The sequence below is a fragment of the Shewanella psychromarinicola genome, assembly GCF_003855155.1.
Taxonomy (GTDB): domain Bacteria; phylum Pseudomonadota; class Gammaproteobacteria; order Enterobacterales; family Shewanellaceae; genus Shewanella; species Shewanella psychromarinicola.
In genome coordinates, this window is record NZ_CP034073.1 from 679,688 (window position 1) to 700,991 (window position 21,304).

Sequence of the window (21,304 nt, forward strand, 5' to 3'; positions counted from 1 at the left end):
GGTGATATTACTCAAACTAATTACTCATGTTGTAACTGTTCTTGATGCAGATGGCTTAAGTTTTTCATTGCCATAATGATCAGTAATACTGCACTAAAGCCTGCCATAACCAGCGCAATGGCATAAGGTGCTGGTATATCTGTTAGTTGCACCAACGCGGTCAGTAATGACGCACCGCTCATTTGAATACACCCCAGCATAGCGGCTGCTGTGCCTGCTCGTTCACCGAAAGCCGACAACGCCATACTGGTTGCAGGGCCAAGTAAAATAGCAAAACCAATACACAAGATCATCATTGGGGCCATAAAGGCTATCGCGGCTGCTAACCCTTCTTGTGGGCCGAATAAGTATATCCCCGCTTCGAGAAAGGCAGCAACTAACATCAGTGACAATGCCAGCAATACGCCCGGACGATTACCAATGCGCTTTACCAACACCGGAGCAGCAAAACAGGCGGCAATATTGACCGCAGCATTGAGTCCAAATAAACCACTGAAGGTAAGTTCAGATATACCTAAATGACCAATTATCCACACGGGTGAGTACGACACGTAACACAAAATAGACGCCATCGCGATCATGCAGCAACTGGCATAAAACATAAAATGAGGATCGCCAATAACAGGCTTGTAACGGCTCCAACGGTATAAAGGACCTGTGCTGTCGGTATTTAATGGACGCGTTTCCGGAAAACGAAATCCCACTAAAAACAGTACGAAAATGGCATACAAAGCCATAAAAATGAAGGTAGAACGCCAGCCAAACTGTAAGGCCAATAGTCCACCAAATGTGGGGGCCAGTGCAGGAACCACACAAATGGCCCCATTGAGGTAACTGTACATTGACACACTTTGTTTGCGGTCATAGCAATCACGTACCGCACTAAATACCACAATAGAGGTTGAACATGCTGCCAAGCCTTGGAAAACACGCGCAATCTGCAACACTTCAAACTCAACCGCGTAAGCACCTAATAAACTGCTAATGCCATAAAGTACAATACCAAATAACGCGACAGGTTTACGGCCAAAACGATCCGCTAATGGGCCAATTAAAATTTGTCCTACGCCCATAGCAAATAAAAATAACACTAAGGTGGACTGTACTTCACTGTTAGATACGCCGTAATCCAACGCCATTGCAGGCATAGATGGAAGATAAATATCAATCGCTAATGGGCTTAGTAGCACCATAAACATTAATAGTGGCAATAGGTTACGACGCATATTTTCTATCTCTCAAAATTGTAATGCACAAAGGTCACCCTTAATAGGGCGCTATAGTAAGTCAAATGGAGGTATGAACGGAAATGATATAAAATCCAAAGTGAATTTCCATTTGAGAATATCACATGAACTTAGACAACCTCGCTCGAGTCGATCTTAATCTATTAGTCATTCTGCAAGTCTTACTTGAGGAGCAAAGTGTCACCCGGGCAGCCCATCGCTTGCATGTCAGTCAATCGGCTGTTAGTAAAAGCTTAAATCGTTTGCGGGAAACATTAGGCGATCCACTTTTTCAACGTACAGCACACGGCTTAAAACCAACCGCACATGCTGATGCATTAAGGCAACAACTACCATTAGTGTTGCAAAACTTGTATCAACTCACGCAACCGCCAACCTTTCATCCGGCGACCAGTAACCGTCAATTTTCATTCTCGATGGTCGAAAGTGCTTATGAAACCTTAATTCCATATTTTATCGGACCATTATTACAACAGGCACCGTTAATAAAATTGGATTCTTATGTTTGGACTGAAAAATCAATGCAAGATTTACAACAAGGACAAATCGATTTTGGGCTTGCAGGCAGAGACATTCAACCTCATACCGATGTCAATTTTGAACATGTGCCTGAAGGTATTGAATCACAAACTCTATTTAACGATCATCAAGTTTGCTTGGTGCGTAAAGATCACCCTATTTTACAGACTGTCACTGCTGGACACTGGGATCAAGATCACTACCTCAATATGTCTCATGTGCAAGTAAGATGTGAAGGTAACGACTGGTGGGCCTTGGATTACCACTTAGCCAATTTAGGCTTACATCGTAACTTATCAACCACAGTGCCAGACTTTTACGGTGCAGTAAGTGTATGCGTAAACACCGATTTAATTTTCACCTTACCGTCTAGTTTTGCCTATCACGCCCAGAAACTGTACTCACTCGTTTCTATTCCCTTGCCGTTTGAATTTATGCCTATGGCCTATGTGTTTTTATGGCACGAACGAAATAATCAAGAGCCGGGACATCAATGGTTTCGCAATATTATTTTCAGCAGTGTCGAGAAAGCCATTACTCATAATCATATTAGTAAAACTAATCGCTGACATTTCAGCCTTGATTTAACTTTTAAGTCACGAGGCACTAGAATAAAACGAATAAGTAATCGATTACCAAATAAGCAAACCTGATGGGTTATCCATAGGGTTAATCCCGGAGGAGAGAGGATGTTCAGTTCAATTAATCTACACAATATAATTCAACGCCTCCGGAAAATGCGCCCATATACTGCATTAGCAACGGTTGCCACTGTCTTATTGGGCGGTCTGTTGTTATTACCGTTAATATTATTGTTTGTATTTGTCGGTTTCATTGGCATGACGCTCTTGCGTAACCAATATATGAAGCATAATCGCTAAACTCAAGCAAGGACAGATATCAACCTCATACTAATATTGAACCAAAAAACCACATCATGTCACGTGACTAGAACCATTAATCACTCGCGTAAATAATTGTTCTGCCCACACTGACTCAGCTATTTTTTATCATGCCTCTATTTATTTTTTCATATTTACAACCTAACTCGCGACACACTTTATCCCTCGATAACTATTAGGATTTATTCGTAATGGGAGGGCATGTTGATGTTTTAAAATACATTTTGCAGCAGTTTGAGGCCATATTATACAAGGTCGCGCTTACAACGTGCAGTGGTTGTAGATAAATAAGTGATAACGCACTAGCGACAAGCCACCAATGTGCCCTAAGGGTCCAGCTAAACGGGTGCTCTTATTTTTAAGCAAGGGTATTCGTAAGCAAAGATACTTGTAAACCAAGGTCTTTGTTGCAAGGTACTCGCTTAGTTAAAGACTCGATCTGTAAGACTTGCGCCGCAATTAAAACCTGTTTACCTCGAACATATTTTAACCAGAAAATATCTACAAGCCATAGGGATAGTATTATATTGCGATGTTTTTTTAATCGAATTCCCAGCTTATATCCATGCCACGGTCAATTGAACATGCACAAGTCACACATTGGCTACAAATCTGTATCGAAATTTTTACATACCTCTTTTGATATAGGATAATAAACAGTTACAAAATGTAGGGTTTTATTGTTATAAAAAATATATTAGGGAGCAAAGATGAAAACATTTTATTTCATTGCCATATTTGTATTATTTTCCATGTTAGCGTTCAACGCTAATGCGCAATGGGATGATGATACCGGCTGCATGAGTTGCCATAATGGCATCGAACAATTTTCACAAGTTGACGGCATGGCCGATCTGACTTGTGTTGATTGCCACAATGGTGATGGTATCGCCACCAACATGAAAACCGCTCACACAGATATGTGGGCCAATCCGACAGACTTACGGGTTATTAACGACACCTGTGGCAGTTGTCACCCAGATGAAGTCGACAACGCCAAAACCTCACTCCATGCCACTATGGCCGGAGTAATTTCAGGTACTCGCTACAACTTTGCTAGCCAAGATCGTAATGCGATCCATGCCACTTACGATGTTAAAGCACTGAAAACGGGCCGAGAAGGCACAGTTGAAAGCCTAACCCAGATACCAAGTTATGACCCAACTCAACCAGAATCAAACACCAATTCACCAGGTGATGATTACCTCCGCAACCAGTGTTTACGTTGCCATATTTGGAGCGACGGCCATCAACGCGATGGCGATTACCGCGCGTCTGGCTGTGCAGCATGTCATGTTGAATACAGTAACGATGGCACCTATGAAGGTGGCGATAAGGCCATAGATAAAACTCAAAAAGATCGTCCTCGCAAGCATAAAATGACCAAGAAAATGACCGTAGACCAGTGTCAGCATTGTCATAACCGCGGCGGACGTACGGGCGTAAGCTATAAAGGCATGATGGAATCTGACGGATACGGCACACCCTATACCGAAGACGGTGACAAGCAGGGTAAGCTGCATGGCAAACACTACAACTTCCTTGAAGCTGATTTACACTATGATGCTGGTATGAGTTGTATTGACTGCCACACCAAAAACGAAATGCACGGTGATGGCTACTTATATACCAAAAAAGAGCACGCCTTAGAAATCCGTTGTGTGTCTTGTCATGGTACGCCAACCACCGAAGCCACATTAAAAACCTCACGCGACATGCCCTTGAACAACCTCAAACGTGAAGGCAAAACAGTAACTTTAACCACTAAAAACGACGGTAAAAAACTGGATGTTCCTCAACTAAAAGATAAAGAGTTGTCTAAAGAAGGCTATGTTGCGATGGTGAAAATTGCCAGCCACATGGAAAAAATGGAATGTTCTACCTGTCATGCAGCTTGGGCACCGCAATGCTATGGCTGTCATGCTAAGCAAGACATCAGCAAGCCAAATGGCGATTGGCTTAACGGCACGGGTGATGACCCCTCTAAACAAGGTAACAAAGCTAACTTAGCCAAGAATGCCTTCAGCTGGGATGAATCCCGTTCATACGTTCGTTGGGAAATGCCTGCATTAGGGATTAACCATCGCGGAAAAGTGTCTACTTTCGTACCGGGTTGCCAAGTATTTTTAACTCAAGTAGATGGTAAAAAATCGATTGTAAGCAATAAAACTTACACCACCGTCGATGGCACCAGTGGTATTTCACACAACCCGATCCAGCCTCATACCATGAGCAAAAAGTCGCGTACTTGTGAAGAATGTCATACCAACCCGAAAGTATTGGGCTTAGGGAGCGGTGTATACGACATCAACAGAAACTTCCCAGACGGCAAAGCCCCTATCGATTTTGAACTGGAACGTTTTGTTGATGAAAACGGTAAACAACTGCAATCAACTTCACATGAAGGTGCTCGTCCATTTAATAAACAAGAAATGGATCGCATCAGCCGAGTCGGCACTTGTTTAGCCTGTCATGGCAGTGATGAAATCAATGCCACAGGTAAAGCACCAAACGATGTAACCCATAATAAAGTGATTAGAAAGATGGCTGAAAAAGCCAAATAATCGATCAAAGCATTTTATAAACAAGTCATAACCAAAAGGGTAAACATTATGTTTACCCTTTTTTTTGGTTATATGCTTAGTTAACAAGAGCAACCGTTACCCAGACCAATAGAGGGTTTCAAACAACTCTTTTTCCCGCGGTCGAAGTTGTATTGACGTGCTATTGCTAATGGTTCAGCAAAATAGACATTTAATCCCAAACTTAAAACATTAACCAAGTTTAACGTGACATATTGTGTCCAGATATTGCAAACTGTACATTAAGTCATCGTTACTAATTTATAGGTAACGTTTTTAGACACCCATTTTCAGACGAACTGCATTCAGGAGCCACTATGAAATTTAATCAATCATTCCACACTGCCAATTTGAAAAGTCGGTTCACGGCAATGAACCCAATTTTGGCATTACTGATGTTTTTTAGCATCGCATTAACCACGATTGTGCTATTACCCTTTTTATTGTTACTGGGCTTATTAAGCTTTATTACACTACAGCTCTTAGGTAAAAAAATATTGCAGAGAAACCAGCCACACGCTCAACAAGGTGATGTCTACCAAGACAGCGCTGATGTGCAGCGCGAACAAGCTGCGCCTTATGCTGAGATGTTTAACCGATCTAAACCGAATCAAACTCAACACACTGGACGCACATTTGAGCATCAAGCAGATTAACTAACCGTTAGATGTGCTTAGTGATCACCTTACCGATCCTAGACATTAATCCAAATTGATATCGGCTATGTTTATCTAAAATTACCGTCATTAGTCCTCATTACCAGCAAGCTATTAACGCTATCTAAGGCGGTAAAACCTTCAATATTCGCCAAAAATATCGGCTGGCTATGTTTATTTTGATGTAAAACATAAAGTGCTGCTAAACACTAGTCACCTCTTAAGCATTGAATCGCGCCGATCAAACCCCAATGTCATTAGAAGGCGGGCAAATAGAGTAGCAAACGATGCTGCCACATTTGCCAGTAATATAAGCCAAAAATTCGATACTGAGGAGAAGATAAAATGAAACAGACACTCATTTTAGGCGCAAGCGGACAGATCGGTAACATGGCAACAAAGCAGCTATTAGCAGAAGGCCAATCAGTAATAGCGTTAGTGCGAGATAAAAATAAATTGGCTGATATCGCCAGTGATAAGAAGCTACGCATAGTTGAAGTGGATTTAGAACAGGACTTTAGCCAAGCATTTAACGATTGCGATCAGGTCATTTTCAGCGCTGGCTCAGGTGGCAAAACAGGTGCAGACAAAACTATGCTCATTGATTTATGGGCGGCCTGTAAAGCCATTGATTACGCAAAAGCGGCTAATGTGTCACATTTCATTATGGTTAGCTCTATCGGTGCTGACGATCCCGACCAAGGTTCAGAACAAATGAAGCCTTACTTAGTTGCCAAACACATGGCCGACGAACACTTGATCAACAGTGGGCTTAACTACACCATATTTAGACCGGCTTCATTAACCGATGATCGCGCCACAGGTAAAGTGCAAACCCAGCGGCCGAGCAGCAAACAAGAGATGACTATTCACAGAGAAGATGTTGCTCGAGCACTGACTTACGCGGTAGGAAAACCGCAGCTAGGCGGCAAAGTCTTTGAATTATTTAATGGCAGCAAATCCCTCACTGATGTCCTAAATTAATCCATTCAGTAGACATTCGCCTAACAACGCCATAAACACTGAAATAAAACGGCCAGCACAACGCTGGCCGTTTTATTTTTAGTATTTTTTCATAGTCTTAGATACAATAAATTAGCTATATTGCGTGGTTAAGCGCACCACTATTTAACCCTAAAATGTAAGCCTGAAATGTAAGCCTGAAATGACATTTCATCCATCGCACACTGCAGATTACCGAACTGACTGGCGATTATCGAGATATGAAAGAGCCACCATTGTGCAAATGATAGCAACTAATGAGCTAGTTCACTTTTGGACAAAAGTGGGTTTAAGATATGGCCTGAGGCCACCAACGTCGTGGCGCTTCGCCCACACCAGACCAAGAGGAAACCAACGGCAGCTCCCTCTTTACTCTTTTTAAAAGAATTGGCCTAGCCGCCCCGCAATATTTTCCCAATTGACTTAAACAACAGATGCGAAAAGGTCGCCACGGGGATTTATCCAGTTTTTGACTTCATCTGTAACCGTCTTCGGCCCATCTTATAATAAAGAGTGAAAATGCTAACGCTTCCGATGGTACATCCTGTACCGCGAAAGCTAGCGGGCCATCCATGGCCAGCTCACGTCATTTTCTTCAACGGCCTCAAGTTCAGAGGTGAATTTAGGCATTTTCAATCAAGGCATCTAAATCATTTATGGACACGAATGCGTTAGTGCAACCACTCTAGTTAGCCTGACATTGATTAGAAAAAGTATCCTAGAGCCCTAATTCGCTCCGACTCCTTTATCCCTTTATTATTCGTTATGTGTGTTTTTGACTTAGGGATAGATAAAAGCAGAGCTCTTCTGATATGAGAGAGAGGTCAATCTTTGCTTGTTGATATAGCGTTCTAATGGCCTCCAAAAGCTGTCTAGAGTCACTATCAAATTTTAAATCATGTTCGCTTTTAAAAGCACTTGTAAACTCGTTTAGAAGCCGCTCTCTAAAAAGCAAATTATTAGCCCTACTTCCACCGCCTATAGACATATTCCAACCAATACTATAGCGGCTCTTCTCCGCTTAGGTGAGTCGACTCATATCAAAACATTCAAATAACACTATTATTTACAACACTTTCTTATTTGTGAATAAGCGAATATACCTTGTCATCATTATCATCAGCCCTATTTAGCTTTAAAGGCCAATGTGTGAAGTCTTTTTCTATAGAAAAAGGCTCTCAGTCAGTTCTTGTGCGATGCAGCCGAGATCGACGGTTTAAGGTTAAAGAGCCAAGAACTGAAAGGCTTTGTACAGTCGATCACTATGTAAGAAGACGGGTACACGATCTACCTGTTAGTGGGCGTCCCTGTAGTATCGAAGTTGAACTCGCTCAGACCAGAGACAAAAACGGCAGAAGGTTAATTGAGGCTACAGAATACGTTGCAAAAGGAGCGCGATATACAGCTCGCTTCTGTCAGTTCATCAGCGGGTTGTGCCGGCACATGAGCATTCACGCAGTCTCTCAACATCTAGGTATTCGTTGGGAGACGGTAAAAAACATTGATAAGGAATATTTACATTCAACCCTACCAGGCTTGGAGCCCGCGAAGCTTAACAACTTAATCCATATTGGCGTTGATGAAGTAGCTAGAGCTAAAAGACATGACTATATGACTGTGGTATACGACTTGGTTTCTGGGCATTTAATTTGGGTCGAACACGGCAGAAAAGCAGCGATCCTTATTTCGTTCTTCGAGCAACTATCAACAGCGACGAGAGACGGTATTAAAGCGGTTTCAATGGATATGGGTCAGCCTTATCAATCCGCAGTAAGGAAAATGCTACCTAATGCCGATATAGTTTTCGACCGATTTCATGTGATGCAAAACTACTGCCTGTTAATCAAAAAAGAACGCGCCAAAGCCTTTCGAAATGGTTCTCATGAAGAGAAAAAGATGCTCAAAGGAACATTGTTTCTCTTGCTAAAAAACGCCCATAAACTGGATGGCAGGCAGTCTGATAGGCTTGATGACTTACTCGAAAGTAACAAGACTCTCTGCATTGTTTATATGCTGAAAGAGCAGTTACAAGCGATATGGGATGAACCGTGTTACAAGTCGATGGTTAAGGCACTTGAAGCTTGGTGCGATCTTGCTAGGTCATCGAGGATGTTGTCCTTGAGTAATTATGCAGATGCGCTACTGGATAGAAAAGTAGGGGTCTGTAATTACGCAAAATATAGATTAACAAATGCTCGAGTTGAAGCAGGGAATGTCTCTATTGGTTTGCTCAGGCGAAGGGCTAGAGGGATACGAGACATTGAATATTTCAAACTCAAGATCAGACAAACATCAGTCCCTGATACCCATTCAACCTTTTATCCAAATATCAAGCTCATGTAAGCGGAGAAGAGCCGTTTTGGAAAAAGGTTATTAATCCAGAGTTGGTGAAATTATCTCCCAACTCACTTTGGTCGGATAGGCGACACCTGTTACCAAGTGCCGCCCTCCTAAGAACCGTACGTGCAACTTTCACTGCATACGGCTCAAGCCTCCGCTAAGGCGTGTTCTGTTACCCAGCACCCTATATCGCAGCCAAGACGGGTTCGAACCATGAGTTTCTACCTTCCTTTGCCCGCTTGCGCGTACCTAAGTAAGCTGCATATTCGGGGTCGTAAGGTGTCGCTGCACTCCTGATTTTCACATGTCTTTGTATTAGCGTTTGAGCTATTTGGACAAGGTTAAACCGACAATCCATGTTCGCTATTTTCTGCCAACCATGAAATTGCCACTGTCCCTTACCATCCAAATAATATTTACGCCTCACCCAGTCTTTACTTTTAGACGGATGACGCCTAACTGCCCAACGCCATAACAACCAGAAAAGTTGATGGCCTACATAACCGAAAACTTGCTTAGCAACACAATGGCGATAATAGTTCGCCCACCCCCTCAGTTTCGGATTCAGTATTTTGATTAAATCGTTAACGGGTATTGTTGGATGTTTTCTGATGAATTCACGTAAGTTGCTCAGAAATGACAGAACGTTGCTCTTGCTCGGTTTAATGAGCAGTTTGCCGTTGTACTTCCTGATATTGAATCCCAGAAAGTCAAAACCATCATTGATATGAGTAATGTGTGTTTTCTCATCAGAGAGTGTTAAGCCCCTTTCCTGTAGAAAGCCAATGAGTTGCGGCTTGATTTCATTAACGAGCACTTCCTTCGAAGAACCTGTGATGACAAAATCGTCTGCGTATCCGATAAAGTTGACTCTATTCCCTGTTTTACGGGCAATAGACTTAACCAACTGTTCTAACCCAGCCAGCGTGAGCAACATAAGCGTAGGCGATATGATCCCACCTTGTGGTGTTCCTTCAGCTGTTTTATAGAACAATCCTTTATCAATATAACCACATCCAAGCCATTGTTTCAGCATTCGTTTATCTAATTGAATGTTGTCGATAAGCCATTGATGACCAATCTTATCGAAACAGGCTTTGATGTCACCGTCAAGAACCCATTGGCTAGAGCGCTTCATACATAAACATTTGAAGCACTGTGCAATTGCATCTGCTGCGCTTCGGTTAGGTCGAAAGCCATAGCTATTAAGGTCGGCTACCGTTTCCGAAATAGGCTCCAAAGCGAGAAGATGAAGCGCTTGCTGCGCTCTGTCTATCATGCAGGGAATGCCTAAAGGTCTGAGTTTGCCGTTTTTCTTGGGGATGTAGATACGCCTGAGCGGTTTGGCATGATAGCCTTTTCGACTCAGTTGATTGACCGCAGTCATACAACGAGCATCACTGTTCCAAATGATGCCGTCAATTCCTGGTGTTTTGCTGCCTTTATTTTGAGAAACTCTTTTAACAGCAAGCAATTTTGCTGATGTAGAGTGGGTGAGTATCCACTGCAACGCTTTCGCCTTGCCGTGTTTACCTTCTCGGGTTGCTTTTGCAATGCGCATTTGAAGCTTTAATACATGTTGCTTAACCACTCTCCAGTTAATGGATTGCCATTGAGCATTGTCAGGAGATGCACTAACTTCGTTTGAAGCCATCATTTGCGTTTATCCTTGAATAAAGTTCTTCAAATCATCTTGCAACGGGAGACCAGCTAGAAGTCAGCTCGCTTTCGCGCCAGATAAAATCAGTATCCGCATTATTACAATGCGGCATTCGCTTTTTCTAGCCTCCTTTACCTGCATTACTATCGGTAGCCTTCACAGGTCACTTTCCCCAAAGGGAGTGATACAGGCTTACCCTGTTCCGTATGTCGCGCAACGTCAGGTTAGATGCCCACTCTAGTGCGGAGAGTTATTTGATCACGAAAGAGCACTGCCCAATCTCTTTCCAACTCTCGTGCCTTTTTGGCCACAGCGTATTAACCACTTCCGCTGATTCACGTATAACGCACCTTATATGGATTCACTTATGTTCATCGTACTGACACCTGTAATGGTCTAATGAAACTGTAGAGATTTATAGCTTAAAATAAGCAAAATCTTAAAGGTATTTATTATGATTAGAAAAACTAAAATCACTGTCAGCCCTCTTCAAAAATTAGAATATGCCAAGCTGATGGTCGAACAGGGTTACACGAACAAGCAAATTGAAGATATGTCAGGTGCAGGTAAATCTGCGGTGTCTAGATGGAAAGTGCAGTACCAGGCTGAATTAGCCGGTAAAACACCGAAAAATGTCAAAGCATTAACTGAAGAACAACGAAGAATACAGCTTCTAGAAGCCCAACTAAAACAAGCCATGAGGGATAATGATATCTTAAAAAAGGCTGCAGCTTTCTTCATTCGAGACAATCAAAACTTAAAATGATGCGCGAAGTAAAGAAAGCAAACCCAGGCTTTAAAATGAGTGAATTATGCCGAGTATTCGAGATCAGTTGTAGTAGTCTCTATTACAAACCGATCCCAAAAAGCGTTGAAAAACAGGCTCAGATACAATTGATAGAGCAAGCTTTCTCTGAGTCACACTCGACGTATGGCAAACGTCGAATACAGGCTGATTTATTAGATTTAAATTGTAAGGTTGGGGTTTACGCCATAGCTAGCGTAATGAAAAAATTGGGATTAATAGCGATTAAGCCAAAGAAAAAGCATTACTATCCAAATCAAGGTGAGGAGCAAGTTTACGCACCTAATTTGCTTAGACGACAGTTTAACCCTACGACTTATAATACCCATTGGGTGGGTGATATTACCTATATAAAATCACATCAGGGGTGGAGTTATTTAGCCTGTGTACTTGATTTAGGGACCAAAGAAATCGTTGGGTATGCCTTATCAAGCCAACCCAATGCAGCGTTAGCGACAGCGGCATTAAATAACGCGATACAACGTCAGAGGCCAAATACACAGGAGTTGATGTTTCACTCAGACCAGGGTTGTCAGTACTCAGCTAAGGTGTTCAGAGAAAAGCTAAAGCACTTAGGCATTGAACAAAGTATGAGTCGTAGAGGAAATTGTTGGGATAATGCGGTGATGGAACGATTTTTTAGGAGTTTAAAGACTGAAAGATTAAACCGTTTAGCTTTTACCAATCACAGCGCAGTAGTGAGCGTGGTTGAGCAATATATTCAGTTCTACAATTACAAACGCAGACATTCGGCAATAGATTATAAGACGCCACATCAGAAATATAATGAGTTAAAAAAAGCGGCTTAAAATCTCTCCAGAAATACTTGACCATTACAACCCTAGCACTTACCCGATTGTGGTTATCAGGAGGAACGTCCTCTCACGATTTTGTTCCCATTCGGTATAAAACCGAATTTCGTTACATTGTCAGACTCGCTGCTTTATTCAGAGTCTTAGGGGCATCTGGTGATACAGATGGTTCACTCTTATCGCGGTGAACAGCGCTTCATACGACCTCAGGTCGCACGGTAATAAACGTGTTAAGCGCTTTATCCTGTTCCTGAACATAAATGAGCTTACTTACACACTTTACCTAATAGTTTAAGATAATAAAAAGTAAGTCAAAGTTCAATTTGGCAAAGTTCAAGACCTGACCTTAGAATTACTTTTATGTTTGACGGAAAATTTCATCAACCTGAAGGAAAGTTACCCTATAGCAAGGTAAGCGAGTGGCGAACACCGTCTTCACTTTGATCCACAACATCCTAAAATCTTTGCTATTACTTCCAATAATAAGAGCGCGTAATGGCAAAGCATACACCCCAGCAATGGCAAGAACTCGTTAAGCTTCAACAAAAAAGCGAACTATCCGTTACCGACTTTTGTCGGGAGCATACTATTGTACCTAAATCTTTTTATTATCATCAAAGTAAAGCGTTAAAGACTGAGGCCACCTCTGGTTTTTCACAAGCCATCATTAAGCCAGATATTCCAGCGCCTATCACTCAAAAAGGGCAAACCATCACTCTGGCAACGTCCATTGGTGATTTGGTTTTCCCTGCTCAAATTTCTACAAAAATCATTATCGATGTCATTAAAGGCTTGCAGTCATGATTATGTTTCAAGAACTGCCCAAGATATATCTGTATCGTGACTTCATTGATTTTCGGAAATCCATCAATGGATTAAGTGCGTTGGTTGAGCAGGAAATGGAATTGCCTTCCACCGATGGCAGCGTGTTTGTGTTCTGTAATAGAAACCGCGATAAGCTCAAAATTCTTTATTGGGACAAAACCGGCTTTGCGCTTTGGTATAAACAGCTGGAGCGAGACAAGTTCAAGTGGCCAGCCAACATTAATGCCGAGCAGATGGTGTTATCTGAGCAGCAGTTTCATTGGTTACTTTCAGGTTTCGATGTTGTTGGCCATCAGCACGTTTTCGTTGAAAGTTATTGCTGATTGATCGTCTGTGAGAATGCTGATTTCATCAAACAGATCACTGCTATTGCCTATTCATGCTCGCTTTTTGGTAAAATAATGCCATGACCAAAAGCACCCAAACTTTACTCGACGACAACGCTTTACTTCAACAATTACTGTTGGAGCAACAAGCGTTGCTTAAGAGTAAAGACAGTGAACTTGACGCTAAAGACAGTCAAATTTTTGAGTTGAACCAATCATATCAAACTTTACTGGAGCAATTTCGTCTCGCCCAGCATCATCGCTTTGGTCGAAGCAGCGAAGTGTGTGAGGTCCAAGGTGAGTTGTTTAATGAAGCAGAAACGCTGGCTGAAGACGACACTTTAGCCGTCGATACCACACCAGAGTCAGAAACCACTCCGCCAAAGACAAAAGAAAAACCTAAGCGTAAACCGTTGCCGGAGCACTTGCCACGTGTTCAAGTGTTCCATGACATTGATGAAGCAGACAAGCAGTGTGATTGTTGCGGTCATCAGCTTCAAAAGATGGGCGAGGATATCAGTGAAAAACTGGAGTTCATCCCCGCTAAAGTCAGAGTCATAGAAAATATTCGCTTGAAGTACAGCTGCCAGCATTGTGAAAAGCACGGTACTGAGAGCAACATCAAACAAGCGCCGGTGCCGAGTAGCCCCATACCAAAGGGCTACGCCACTCCTAGTTTGCTCAGCCAAATCATCACCAGTAAATATTAGTACGCCTTACCGCTTTATCGACAAGAAACCATGTTCAAGCAACACGGTATTGAAATAAATCGGCGAACCATGTCGGACTGGATGATGAAGTGCGGTGCCTTGTTTAAGCCCTTGTATCAACTGTTGAGAGAAATACTGCTCTCACAACCCATCATACAGGCAGATGAAACGACAGTCAAAGTCATCAATGATGAACGAGCGAAATCGTATATTTGGGTGTACTGCTCAGGTGCTGATTCACCAGCGCTAACGGTAAAAGACATTCATGATAAAGCATTGATGCATAATGTGGTGCTGTTTGATTATCAAGATGGCAGTCGCAGCGGTGCTTGTCCATTGAAGTTCTTGGGTGATTTTAAGGGTTACCTGCAAACTGACGGCTATGCGGCTTATCACAAAGTGAATGCCGAGCTTATCGGTTGTTGGGCGCATGCGAGAAGGAAATTTGTCGAAGCGCAGACAGCGCAAGGGAAAACCAAAGTCGGCAAAGTTAATATTGCCATCAGTTTCATTCAAAAATTGTATGCGATAGAGAAAACCATCGCAGGTTTACCTGTCGATGAAAAGCTGAAACAACGACAGATTAAATCCGACCCTATATTGGCTGACTTTAAAGCCTGGCTGGGTAAGTCAGCACTGCAAATATCAAGCAAAAGTAAGTTAGGTGAAGCGATTAGTTACAGTTTAAATCAGTGGAATAAATTAAACCGCTACACAGAAAGCGGCTTACTGAACATCGATAATAACCGTGCAGAACGAGCAGTGAAGCCATTTGTCATTGGCAGGAAAAATTGGTTATTCAACATCAATCATAAAGGTGCTGAAACCAGCGCCATGCTGTACAGCATCATTGAAACGGCAAAAGCTAACGGCCTCATCCCTTTTGATTACATAAATCATTGCTTGGAAGCGCTAGCGAAGTCACCGGCCGAACTTGATAGCTTGTTGCGGAATGTTAAGCTCGGCTAGATGTAGTTTAGCGGACGTTTACTATCGAACCAATTAACTGTCTGTTTGGATCGAGCTTTAAAGCTGACATAAATTCACAATCCTGTAATGCTGCAGGAATACCACGCTTGCCACTCGTAATTAGCACTACATCTTGATTAATCACCTCTGAGATAGGACCATCTGTCTTTACCGACATACCTAGATGCGAGCGGTGTTCTGATTTAGTGCCTAATATTGACACAACCCAGCTATCTGTCGTTCTACCGAGTAAGTCATACATTAAGAAAAAGTCTACATCTGTAAAATCGTCAAATAATACAATGCCAATGTTGTACATCATTTTGATACCTCATTATTCATGTTTGAGATCTGCATAACAGCCATTAAACAACATATTACATAGCAAAAAAAGAGTGTCAGTAGCTTCTACAAACACTCATTTGGACACTAAATTTTACAGACAAACACAAAGGACTGCAGGAAGGTTTCGATGAAACTAATTTTTCCCCTCGGCTAACCATGTGGCATATTGTTTCGTATAATAACTAACAATTAGGTCAGCCCCAGCACGTTTTAACCCAATAAAAGTTTCAGTTACTACCGCTTTTTCATCGAGTGCGCCAGCAAGAGCTGCGAACTTAATACCGGCATATTCCCCACCCACTTGATATGCAGCGAGGGGTAAATGGGTTTCTTGCCTTAAACGACAGATCACATCTAAATAGGGTGTTCCTGGTTTAACCATCAGAATATCTGCACCTTCAGCCTCATCAAGTGATGCTTCAAGTAGAGCTTGACGACCGTTGGCGTAATCTAGTTGGTAGCCTTTTCTATCCCCACTAAGTTCACAGTCTACTGCGGCCCTAAATGGGCCATAAAAAGAAGACGCAAATTTTGCCGAATGTGCCAAAATTGCCACGTCCTGAAAACCAGCAGCATCAAGTCCTAAACGAATGGCTTTTACTTGGCCATCCATCATTGCCGATGGTGCTAACATGTCAGCACCTGCTTTAGCTGCAGTCACTGATTGTTTGACCAAATTTTCAACTGTAATGTCGTTACAAACTTTGTTGTTTTGCATTACACCACAATGACCATGATCGGTATATTCACAGAAACATATATCTGGAATTACCATCATTTCGGGAACGGCAGATTTTATCGTCTTGACCATACGAGCAAGTAGACCATTATCATTCCAGGTGTCACTTCCTTGAGCATCCTTGGTGTGAGATATGCCAAAAGGCATAACATAGCGTATGCCGAGAGCGTAAAGCTGTCGAATCTCATCGGCTAGGTGACTCTCGGGAATACGGCTGATACCAGGTAGGGTAGAGATAGGTACTGCTTGATCGATCTGTTCTTCGATAAATAAAGGATGAATTAAATCGTTGAGCAAAAGGTGGCTTTCACGCAATAGATCGCGCATGGCTTCGGAGCTACGTAAGCGTCTTAAACGACGCAATGGGGTTATGTTCAAAATGGAGTAACCTATTCAGATATTATTAGGGACTCAGTTTAAATAAAGGAAAATAAATTTAAACCTTACATAATAAGACTTAAAGCGGTATGAAAAGTTCTGCGTAACTATAGCTAAATATTTTATTACCATTAGTATTGACGATATAAACCAATTTATACATAACACAACAAATCGATAACAATAATCAGGCTAAACAACTTGCTAAACACATGTAGTAAACAATAGCCTTAAAAGGAGTATAAACAAGCTTAATAAGTATCTAATACTTTAAGAGCCTACCTCCGATGTGCTAAAACTACTTTAAAGTACATTAATGAACGTTTTAGAGCGGTAAACCAATTATCCGTCAAAATAACTGTTACAAGTATATCTGTCATGGCTATGTGCCCACATATCCCAAGGAAAATTTCTTACTTACCTCAATAGCTCCACGTTAACTTCAGCTAGGGAGGCGAAATTTTCTAGCGAACAAGACTAACAGGCACAGGCTTTCGATGTTCGGAAATGACATAGCTGCTATTCATCTTTCATCCAATCCAAATTCGGCAGTGCGTCCAAATGCTGGGCATAACGTATTTCGTTAAAAGAGGCACCATTTTTCATGATATCGGATACTTCGATAGCCAGCGCGCACGCCATCCATTGAACCGCTTCTTCACGCGGTGTACCTGTCATGACTAAACGCATCAAGGTTTCTTTTACCTTTTTGGGTTCACCGTCAGCGATTTGATTTTCGACTGTTTCAATTAGTGTATCTTCAGTCATGTAGCTGTCTTGTTGTTTGTCCATTATAAATTCTCTGCTAAGTACATAACGCCATTATGTCGTAAACATAGTGCAAGCAATAGAACAAACTCTTAATAACTTGAGCGTTGTACTCAATAAAGCAATTTTGGGAAATGAAGATTTAACGGTGTTTATAATCTGATTAGATTTTATTCGCCTTTATGACGTTTTTTGAGTTAATAATATCAGCAGCTAACACATACAGGAAAAATTGAGTTAAACGCCCTAACCCATTTTTGACGGAAACAAGCTACTGCTAAGACCTTAGAGGTGGGTCGTGAGATTAGGAAATGTATGGTAATAAAATAAAGTTTACACTGACCCCACATACCTATAAGCAAGGCTCAAAAACTTAGCCCACTATCATGCATGGGTGGCTTATTGGTTCTTGGCCAATTTTTTTATTGCTGGCTCTGCTGAACTATTGAGCTTTGACCCAGCTAGCGAGGCTGTTTGCCGTGAAAAGTGCTAACGAGCTCATTCAGTGGATAAGATACTAATCTCGTATCAGGCGTCACGCTTTACTTTTTAGTGAACTGACAAGAGCCCTGATAGCAATGCTATCAGGGATTTTTTGTTTCATACAAGTGGCGTTTATTAATCATGGTCTCTATTTTTGTTGCTAGGAACGATTTCATGGCAAGTCTAAGATGCACAAGGCATTTGTTCGAAATGCTAAGGCATTGATCGGTTGGGGCGTCATGTAGTATTGTGATATCGCAGATGGCGTTGTTCTGGTTACTTTTTGATAGAGCCTATTAAGTTTAACCGACTTTTATGCAGCAGACTCTTGATTTAACTATTTTATTTTAAGTTGCTTAATTGAAAATAAGTTGCTTGGGGGTTTAGCCTAGGGCTTGCCATCATTTTGGTCACATTGAACGTATTTTTGTGTTTGAGGCAAGCTTCATGGAACGGATGAAATATGGGGCTGTATTTGTGGTCATTTTTCTTTTATGCATGGTTAGCATGAAAGGGCATGATCACTTTCTGGCAAAAAAATTATTGCCCGCGATGCAAAAATTCTCGCTGATAAGTTTGAAAAGGTAATTAGAAATAGCGCTTTAGAATTGAATAAGCTGCCATCGATTTCAAAGACAGATTTTAAATGCGATCAAAGCACCACTGAGAATTTAAGGGAATTTGTATTTGATGCAAGTTTTATTAGATGGGCTGGGGTGACAAAGGATGGAGAAATATTTTGTGAGTCCAATGATATCATTCGCGATATCAGTAAAATTTACACCCATAGAATATCCCCTAATTTTAGTTTTGGCGTCGTAGAACTAGCCAATAGAAAGCATCATGAATGGATATTAGTTAGGCATTTTGAGGATGTAAACTATACAGCAAGCATTATGCCGCTAGCGCCTCACTTCTTTGTGCCGTTAGAGTGTGAACACTGTTCCGAATACACCATCTCCTTTAAGTCAGATCCCATGTTAGTTTTTGGCTTTGAAACATTTGACGGTAAGCCATTTGTGAGTGAAACGGTGGTCTTGGAATCACCTTATTTTGTCGCCACCTTTGAGCTTTCGGGGAATTTTGAATTCTATAAGCAATACAGTACAATTTCTTGGTTGTTTATTACTATTTTTGCACTGTTGTTTGCTTTTGGGCTGACCTATCTGGTTAAGCGTTGGCAAAGACATTCAGTTTCTATGCACGCTCAAATTGTGGCAGGAATTAAGCACCAAGAGTTTATTCCTTTTTATCAACCTATCGTTGATTCAAGAACCCAAGCTGTTATCGGCTGTGAAGTATTGATGCGATGGCAGCAACAAAATGGTTCATTGATCCCCCCTAACCAGTTTATTCCCTACGCGGAAGCCAATGGTCTGATTATCGATATGACAAAGGTCTTGCTTGAGCATGTTTTTAATGATGTTAAGTCATTAGGTAGTAAGCGCAAGGCACTATTCTTTAGTATCAATATTGTTCCAGAACACTTAGATAACGATGATTTATATCTTTTGCTTAAAGGTATTGTTGAGTCCAGTGAGTTGAAGCCGCATCGTATTTCCTTAGAAATCACAGAGCGTTTGCCCATCAGTGATTTAGTTGCTGCGCGTCAGATGTTAGATAAAATTTACGCGTTAGGGATCGATTTAAAATTAGATGACGCTGGTACGGGATATGGTGGATTTAGTGTAACCGTTCACCAGAAGGGGATTGACTAGGTCGACATTAACCCAAAGACATCAGGGTATTCACACTTTCCTACGACGGCAGTAATGATTTTGCTGACCACTGTGATTGGCGATAGTTTCCGTTTCTTGCACGTTTCAACCACCGATAAAAGCCGGGAACGGAATTTCTCACCTCTATCTGAACTGGTGCCGTAACAGATCTTTCGCATAATCACACTACCACGCAGGCAGCGCTCTGCTTCGTTATTCGTTAACGGCGTTCCCGGATGATTGAGAAATACCCATAAACCAATTTCATATTTGAGGATGTATCGGCAACGACCCGCATAGCGTGAGGCGGGGACTTTCGTGCCGCGCTCAAGCCAGTCGGTGATACTACTCCGTAAGCGATGCATTCGCCGGCGCCAATTGACTTCGTCAAGTTCGGCCGCTTCATATCGATGTTGAGTACGGAAAACAGATTTGAAAAGTAAAACCAGTCGATTACCGATATGCTCAGTGAGACCTTTGCCTGAGTAGTCTGCCATTTGTTGTAAATTGCGCTCTATATGAGCAAGGCAAAACTGATGGCGTTCCGGCTCTATCCAGTGATAGCTTGGGCATTGGTCACTGACAACAACGCCTTGAGTCTGCTCGCCGAGTATAGACTTGGCGGCATCTTTATTACGAAAGTATTTCACTTGTTGAAACACCACATCTTTGGCCGACATAAGCCAGAACCAGCGGGTGTGTTCTTCGCCATTACGGTTATGCGTTGTCTCATCAATGTGAACTAATGGCGCTTGCTTGATATATTGATGCAGCGCCTGATGCGTTGGGGTCAGCATGCTACTGACTCGCCCTTGCGCCTCTGAAATCAGCCCAGTAGAGAAGTGAGTGCCGTATTGGTCTTGTAGCAAGCGTTGAATTTTACGTACACTCAGATGATATAGGCCACTTAGTACAGCTACATAACTGAGCAACCTTGGCCCCATTTGCCCAGCAGATGCCCCTTTAGGTAAAGCTCCCTTACTCACACTGTTGCATTGCAGACAGCGGCCATGAAATAACTGATATTCAGTGATGTCGAGTTTAGGCTCGGGCAGTTCAAACACCTGATGGCGATAGCTTGGAGACGAATTAGGCGTAACTTCTCCACCGCAATCAGGGCTACATGCATCCGGTAAGCAAACGATTTTCTCATCGGTTTCACCGAGCGCGGCTAGCGGTCTTTTGTGCCCCGTATGTCCAGGTTGAGCGCCAACCTTATTTCCACTACGAGGCGTTTGAGCTTTTTTCGCTCGGCCTTATCCGCAGGGGAGTCAGATGAAGGCGACTTGGATGAATTACGAGAGCTCATCGTTAAACGGTCTTCATATTCACGTAGCTTTTGCCAAAGCTCACGGATAAACAAGTTGGCTTCGTTGATGTTATCAATCGAAGGTGGCTCGTTCTCGAACTGTTTTTTCTTTTTCATGCTGCCATTTTTACACAGCAAATAGATCGCTCAATAGCAATATGACAAAACCTTATCGATCATCAATTGATCGTGTCAATATGGGGCTGGTG

At 42.1% G+C, this 21,304-nt stretch carries 16 protein-coding genes and 1 pseudogene; 11 read left to right on the plus strand and 6 right to left on the minus strand.

Annotation, left to right across the window (positions count from 1 at the left end; translation table 11 throughout):
- Positions 1–20: 20 nt before the first annotated feature.
- The gene (locus EGC80_RS02870) at positions 21–1,226 is read right to left on the minus strand and encodes a multidrug effflux MFS transporter (RefSeq protein WP_124013166.1); all 1,206 of its coding nucleotides are present in this window, start codon (positions 1,224–1,226) and stop codon (positions 21–23) included.
- 125 nt (positions 1,227–1,351) lie between these two features.
- On the opposite strand from EGC80_RS02870, the gene EGC80_RS02875 reads away from it, so the two are divergent.
- The 6 genes from EGC80_RS02875 to EGC80_RS02900 all read left to right on the plus strand — a co-directional run bounded on the left by EGC80_RS02875 (position 1,352) and on the right by EGC80_RS02900 (position 9,251).
- Complete coding sequence (locus EGC80_RS02875) at positions 1,352–2,335, plus strand: LysR family transcriptional regulator (protein ID WP_101033126.1); 984 nt, start codon at positions 1,352–1,354, stop codon at positions 2,333–2,335.
- A 120-nt stretch (positions 2,336–2,455) separates the two neighbouring features.
- Positions 2,456–2,647 (plus strand): hypothetical protein, encoded by a 192-nt coding sequence (locus EGC80_RS02880; protein ID WP_101033127.1) that lies wholly within the window; start codon positions 2,456–2,458, stop codon positions 2,645–2,647.
- 731 nt (positions 2,648–3,378) lie between these two features.
- Positions 3,379–5,232, plus strand: coding sequence for a multiheme c-type cytochrome (locus EGC80_RS02885; RefSeq protein ID WP_124013165.1), 1,854 nt, complete (start codon positions 3,379–3,381; stop codon positions 5,230–5,232).
- 335 nt (positions 5,233–5,567) lie between these two features.
- Positions 5,568–5,906 carry a hypothetical protein gene (locus tag EGC80_RS02890; RefSeq protein ID WP_101033129.1) on the plus strand — a complete coding sequence of 113 codons (339 nt, stop codon included), beginning with the start codon at positions 5,568–5,570 and terminating at the stop codon, positions 5,904–5,906.
- A 345-nt stretch (positions 5,907–6,251) separates the two neighbouring features.
- Positions 6,252–6,890 carry an NAD(P)-binding oxidoreductase gene (locus EGC80_RS02895; RefSeq protein ID WP_124013164.1) on the plus strand — a complete coding sequence of 213 codons (639 nt, stop codon included), beginning with the start codon at positions 6,252–6,254 and terminating at the stop codon, positions 6,888–6,890.
- Positions 6,891–8,012: 1,122 nt separating this feature from the next.
- Positions 8,013–9,251, plus strand: coding sequence for an ISL3 family transposase (locus EGC80_RS02900; protein WP_456114908.1), 1,239 nt, complete (start codon positions 8,013–8,015; stop codon positions 9,249–9,251).
- Positions 9,252–9,432: 181 nt separating this feature from the next.
- Here the strand turns inward: EGC80_RS02900 and ltrA are convergent, their stop codons facing one another.
- Entirely contained in the window at positions 9,433–10,905 is a 1,473-nt protein-coding gene (ltrA, locus tag EGC80_RS02905) for a group II intron reverse transcriptase/maturase (protein ID WP_124693455.1), read from the minus strand.
- 457 nt (positions 10,906–11,362) lie between these two features.
- Here ltrA and EGC80_RS02910 point away from each other — a divergent pair.
- From EGC80_RS02910 to tnpC (EGC80_RS02925), 4 genes and pseudogenes are all read left to right on the plus strand, one after another.
- Positions 11,363–12,522, plus strand: a protein-coding gene (locus EGC80_RS02910) for an IS3 family transposase (protein ID WP_407695556.1) whose coding sequence is annotated in 2 segments (ribosomal slippage) — positions 11,363–11,636 and positions 11,636–12,522 — 1,161 coding nt in all. Because the reading frame shifts where the segments join, the coding sequence is not laid out codon by codon here.
- Positions 12,523–13,020: 498 nt separating this feature from the next.
- Positions 13,021–13,329: an IS66 family insertion sequence element accessory protein TnpA gene (gene tnpA / locus EGC80_RS02915; RefSeq protein ID WP_124014315.1), complete on the plus strand. Its 309-nt coding sequence runs from the start codon at positions 13,021–13,023 to the stop codon at positions 13,327–13,329.
- Positions 13,326–13,673, plus strand: a complete 348-nt coding sequence (gene tnpB / locus EGC80_RS02920; protein ID WP_124014314.1) for an IS66 family insertion sequence element accessory protein TnpB — start codon at positions 13,326–13,328, stop codon at positions 13,671–13,673. The genes tnpA and tnpB overlap by 4 nt, the downstream gene beginning before the upstream one ends.
- A gap of 83 nt (positions 13,674–13,756) precedes the next feature.
- Positions 13,757–15,355, plus strand: a pseudogene (gene tnpC, locus EGC80_RS02925) (IS66 family transposase).
- Between the two features lie 7 nt (positions 15,356–15,362).
- Here the strand turns inward: tnpC (EGC80_RS02925) and EGC80_RS02930 are convergent.
- From EGC80_RS02930 to EGC80_RS02940, 3 genes are all read right to left on the minus strand, one after another.
- On the minus strand, positions 15,363–15,677 hold the full coding sequence (locus tag EGC80_RS02930; RefSeq protein WP_206191893.1) for a hypothetical protein: 315 nt from the start codon (positions 15,675–15,677) through the stop codon (positions 15,363–15,365).
- A 156-nt stretch (positions 15,678–15,833) separates the two neighbouring features.
- Positions 15,834–16,820, minus strand: a complete 987-nt coding sequence (gene hemB / locus EGC80_RS02935; RefSeq protein WP_101091887.1) for a porphobilinogen synthase — start codon at positions 16,818–16,820, stop codon at positions 15,834–15,836.
- Positions 16,821–17,336: 516 nt separating this feature from the next.
- Positions 17,337–17,609 carry a hypothetical protein gene (locus EGC80_RS02940; protein ID WP_124014313.1) on the minus strand — a complete coding sequence of 91 codons (273 nt, stop codon included), beginning with the start codon at positions 17,607–17,609 and terminating at the stop codon, positions 17,337–17,339.
- A gap of 1,019 nt (positions 17,610–18,628) precedes the next feature.
- Between EGC80_RS02940 and EGC80_RS02945 the strand changes: the two genes are divergently transcribed.
- Positions 18,629–19,786, plus strand: a complete 1,158-nt coding sequence (locus tag EGC80_RS02945; RefSeq protein WP_325049220.1) for an EAL domain-containing protein — start codon at positions 18,629–18,631, stop codon at positions 19,784–19,786.
- Here the strand turns inward: EGC80_RS02945 and tnpC (EGC80_RS02950) are convergent.
- A protein-coding gene (gene tnpC, locus EGC80_RS02950; protein ID WP_372491519.1) for an IS66 family transposase occupies positions 19,783–21,212 on the minus strand; the annotation gives its coding sequence in 2 pieces (ribosomal slippage) (positions 19,783–21,026 and positions 21,026–21,212; 1,431 coding nt in all). The two genes, EGC80_RS02945 and tnpC (EGC80_RS02950), sit on opposite strands and share 4 nt — an antisense overlap.
- Positions 21,213–21,304: the final 92 nt, after the last annotated feature.

What these genes read in the sequence shown, in the direction of transcription:
- EGC80_RS02930 (WP_206191893.1), bottom strand. Translation starts at nt 15,677, where the DNA reads ATGATGTACAACATTGGCATTGTATTATTTGACGATTTTACAGATGTA.
- EGC80_RS02880 (WP_101033127.1), top strand. Translation starts at nt 2,456, where the DNA reads ATGTTCAGTTCAATTAATCTACACAATATAATTCAACGCCTCCGGAAA.
- ltrA (WP_124693455.1), bottom strand. Translation starts at nt 10,905, where the DNA reads ATGATGGCTTCAAACGAAGTTAGTGCATCTCCTGACAATGCTCAATGG.
- EGC80_RS02885 (WP_124013165.1), top strand. Translation starts at nt 3,379, where the DNA reads ATGAAAACATTTTATTTCATTGCCATATTTGTATTATTTTCCATGTTA.
- EGC80_RS02940 (WP_124014313.1), bottom strand. Translation starts at nt 17,609, where the DNA reads ATGGACAAACAACAAGACAGCTACATGACTGAAGATACACTAATTGAA.
- EGC80_RS02895 (WP_124013164.1), top strand. Translation starts at nt 6,252, where the DNA reads ATGAAACAGACACTCATTTTAGGCGCAAGCGGACAGATCGGTAACATG.
- EGC80_RS02870 (WP_124013166.1), bottom strand. Translation starts at nt 1,226, where the DNA reads ATGCGTCGTAACCTATTGCCACTATTAATGTTTATGGTGCTACTAAGC.
- tnpB (WP_124014314.1), top strand. Translation starts at nt 13,326, where the DNA reads ATGATTATGTTTCAAGAACTGCCCAAGATATATCTGTATCGTGACTTC.
- EGC80_RS02875 (WP_101033126.1), top strand. Translation starts at nt 1,352, where the DNA reads ATGAACTTAGACAACCTCGCTCGAGTCGATCTTAATCTATTAGTCATT.
- EGC80_RS02890 (WP_101033129.1), top strand. Translation starts at nt 5,568, where the DNA reads ATGAAATTTAATCAATCATTCCACACTGCCAATTTGAAAAGTCGGTTC.
- tnpA (WP_124014315.1), top strand. Translation starts at nt 13,021, where the DNA reads ATGGCAAAGCATACACCCCAGCAATGGCAAGAACTCGTTAAGCTTCAA.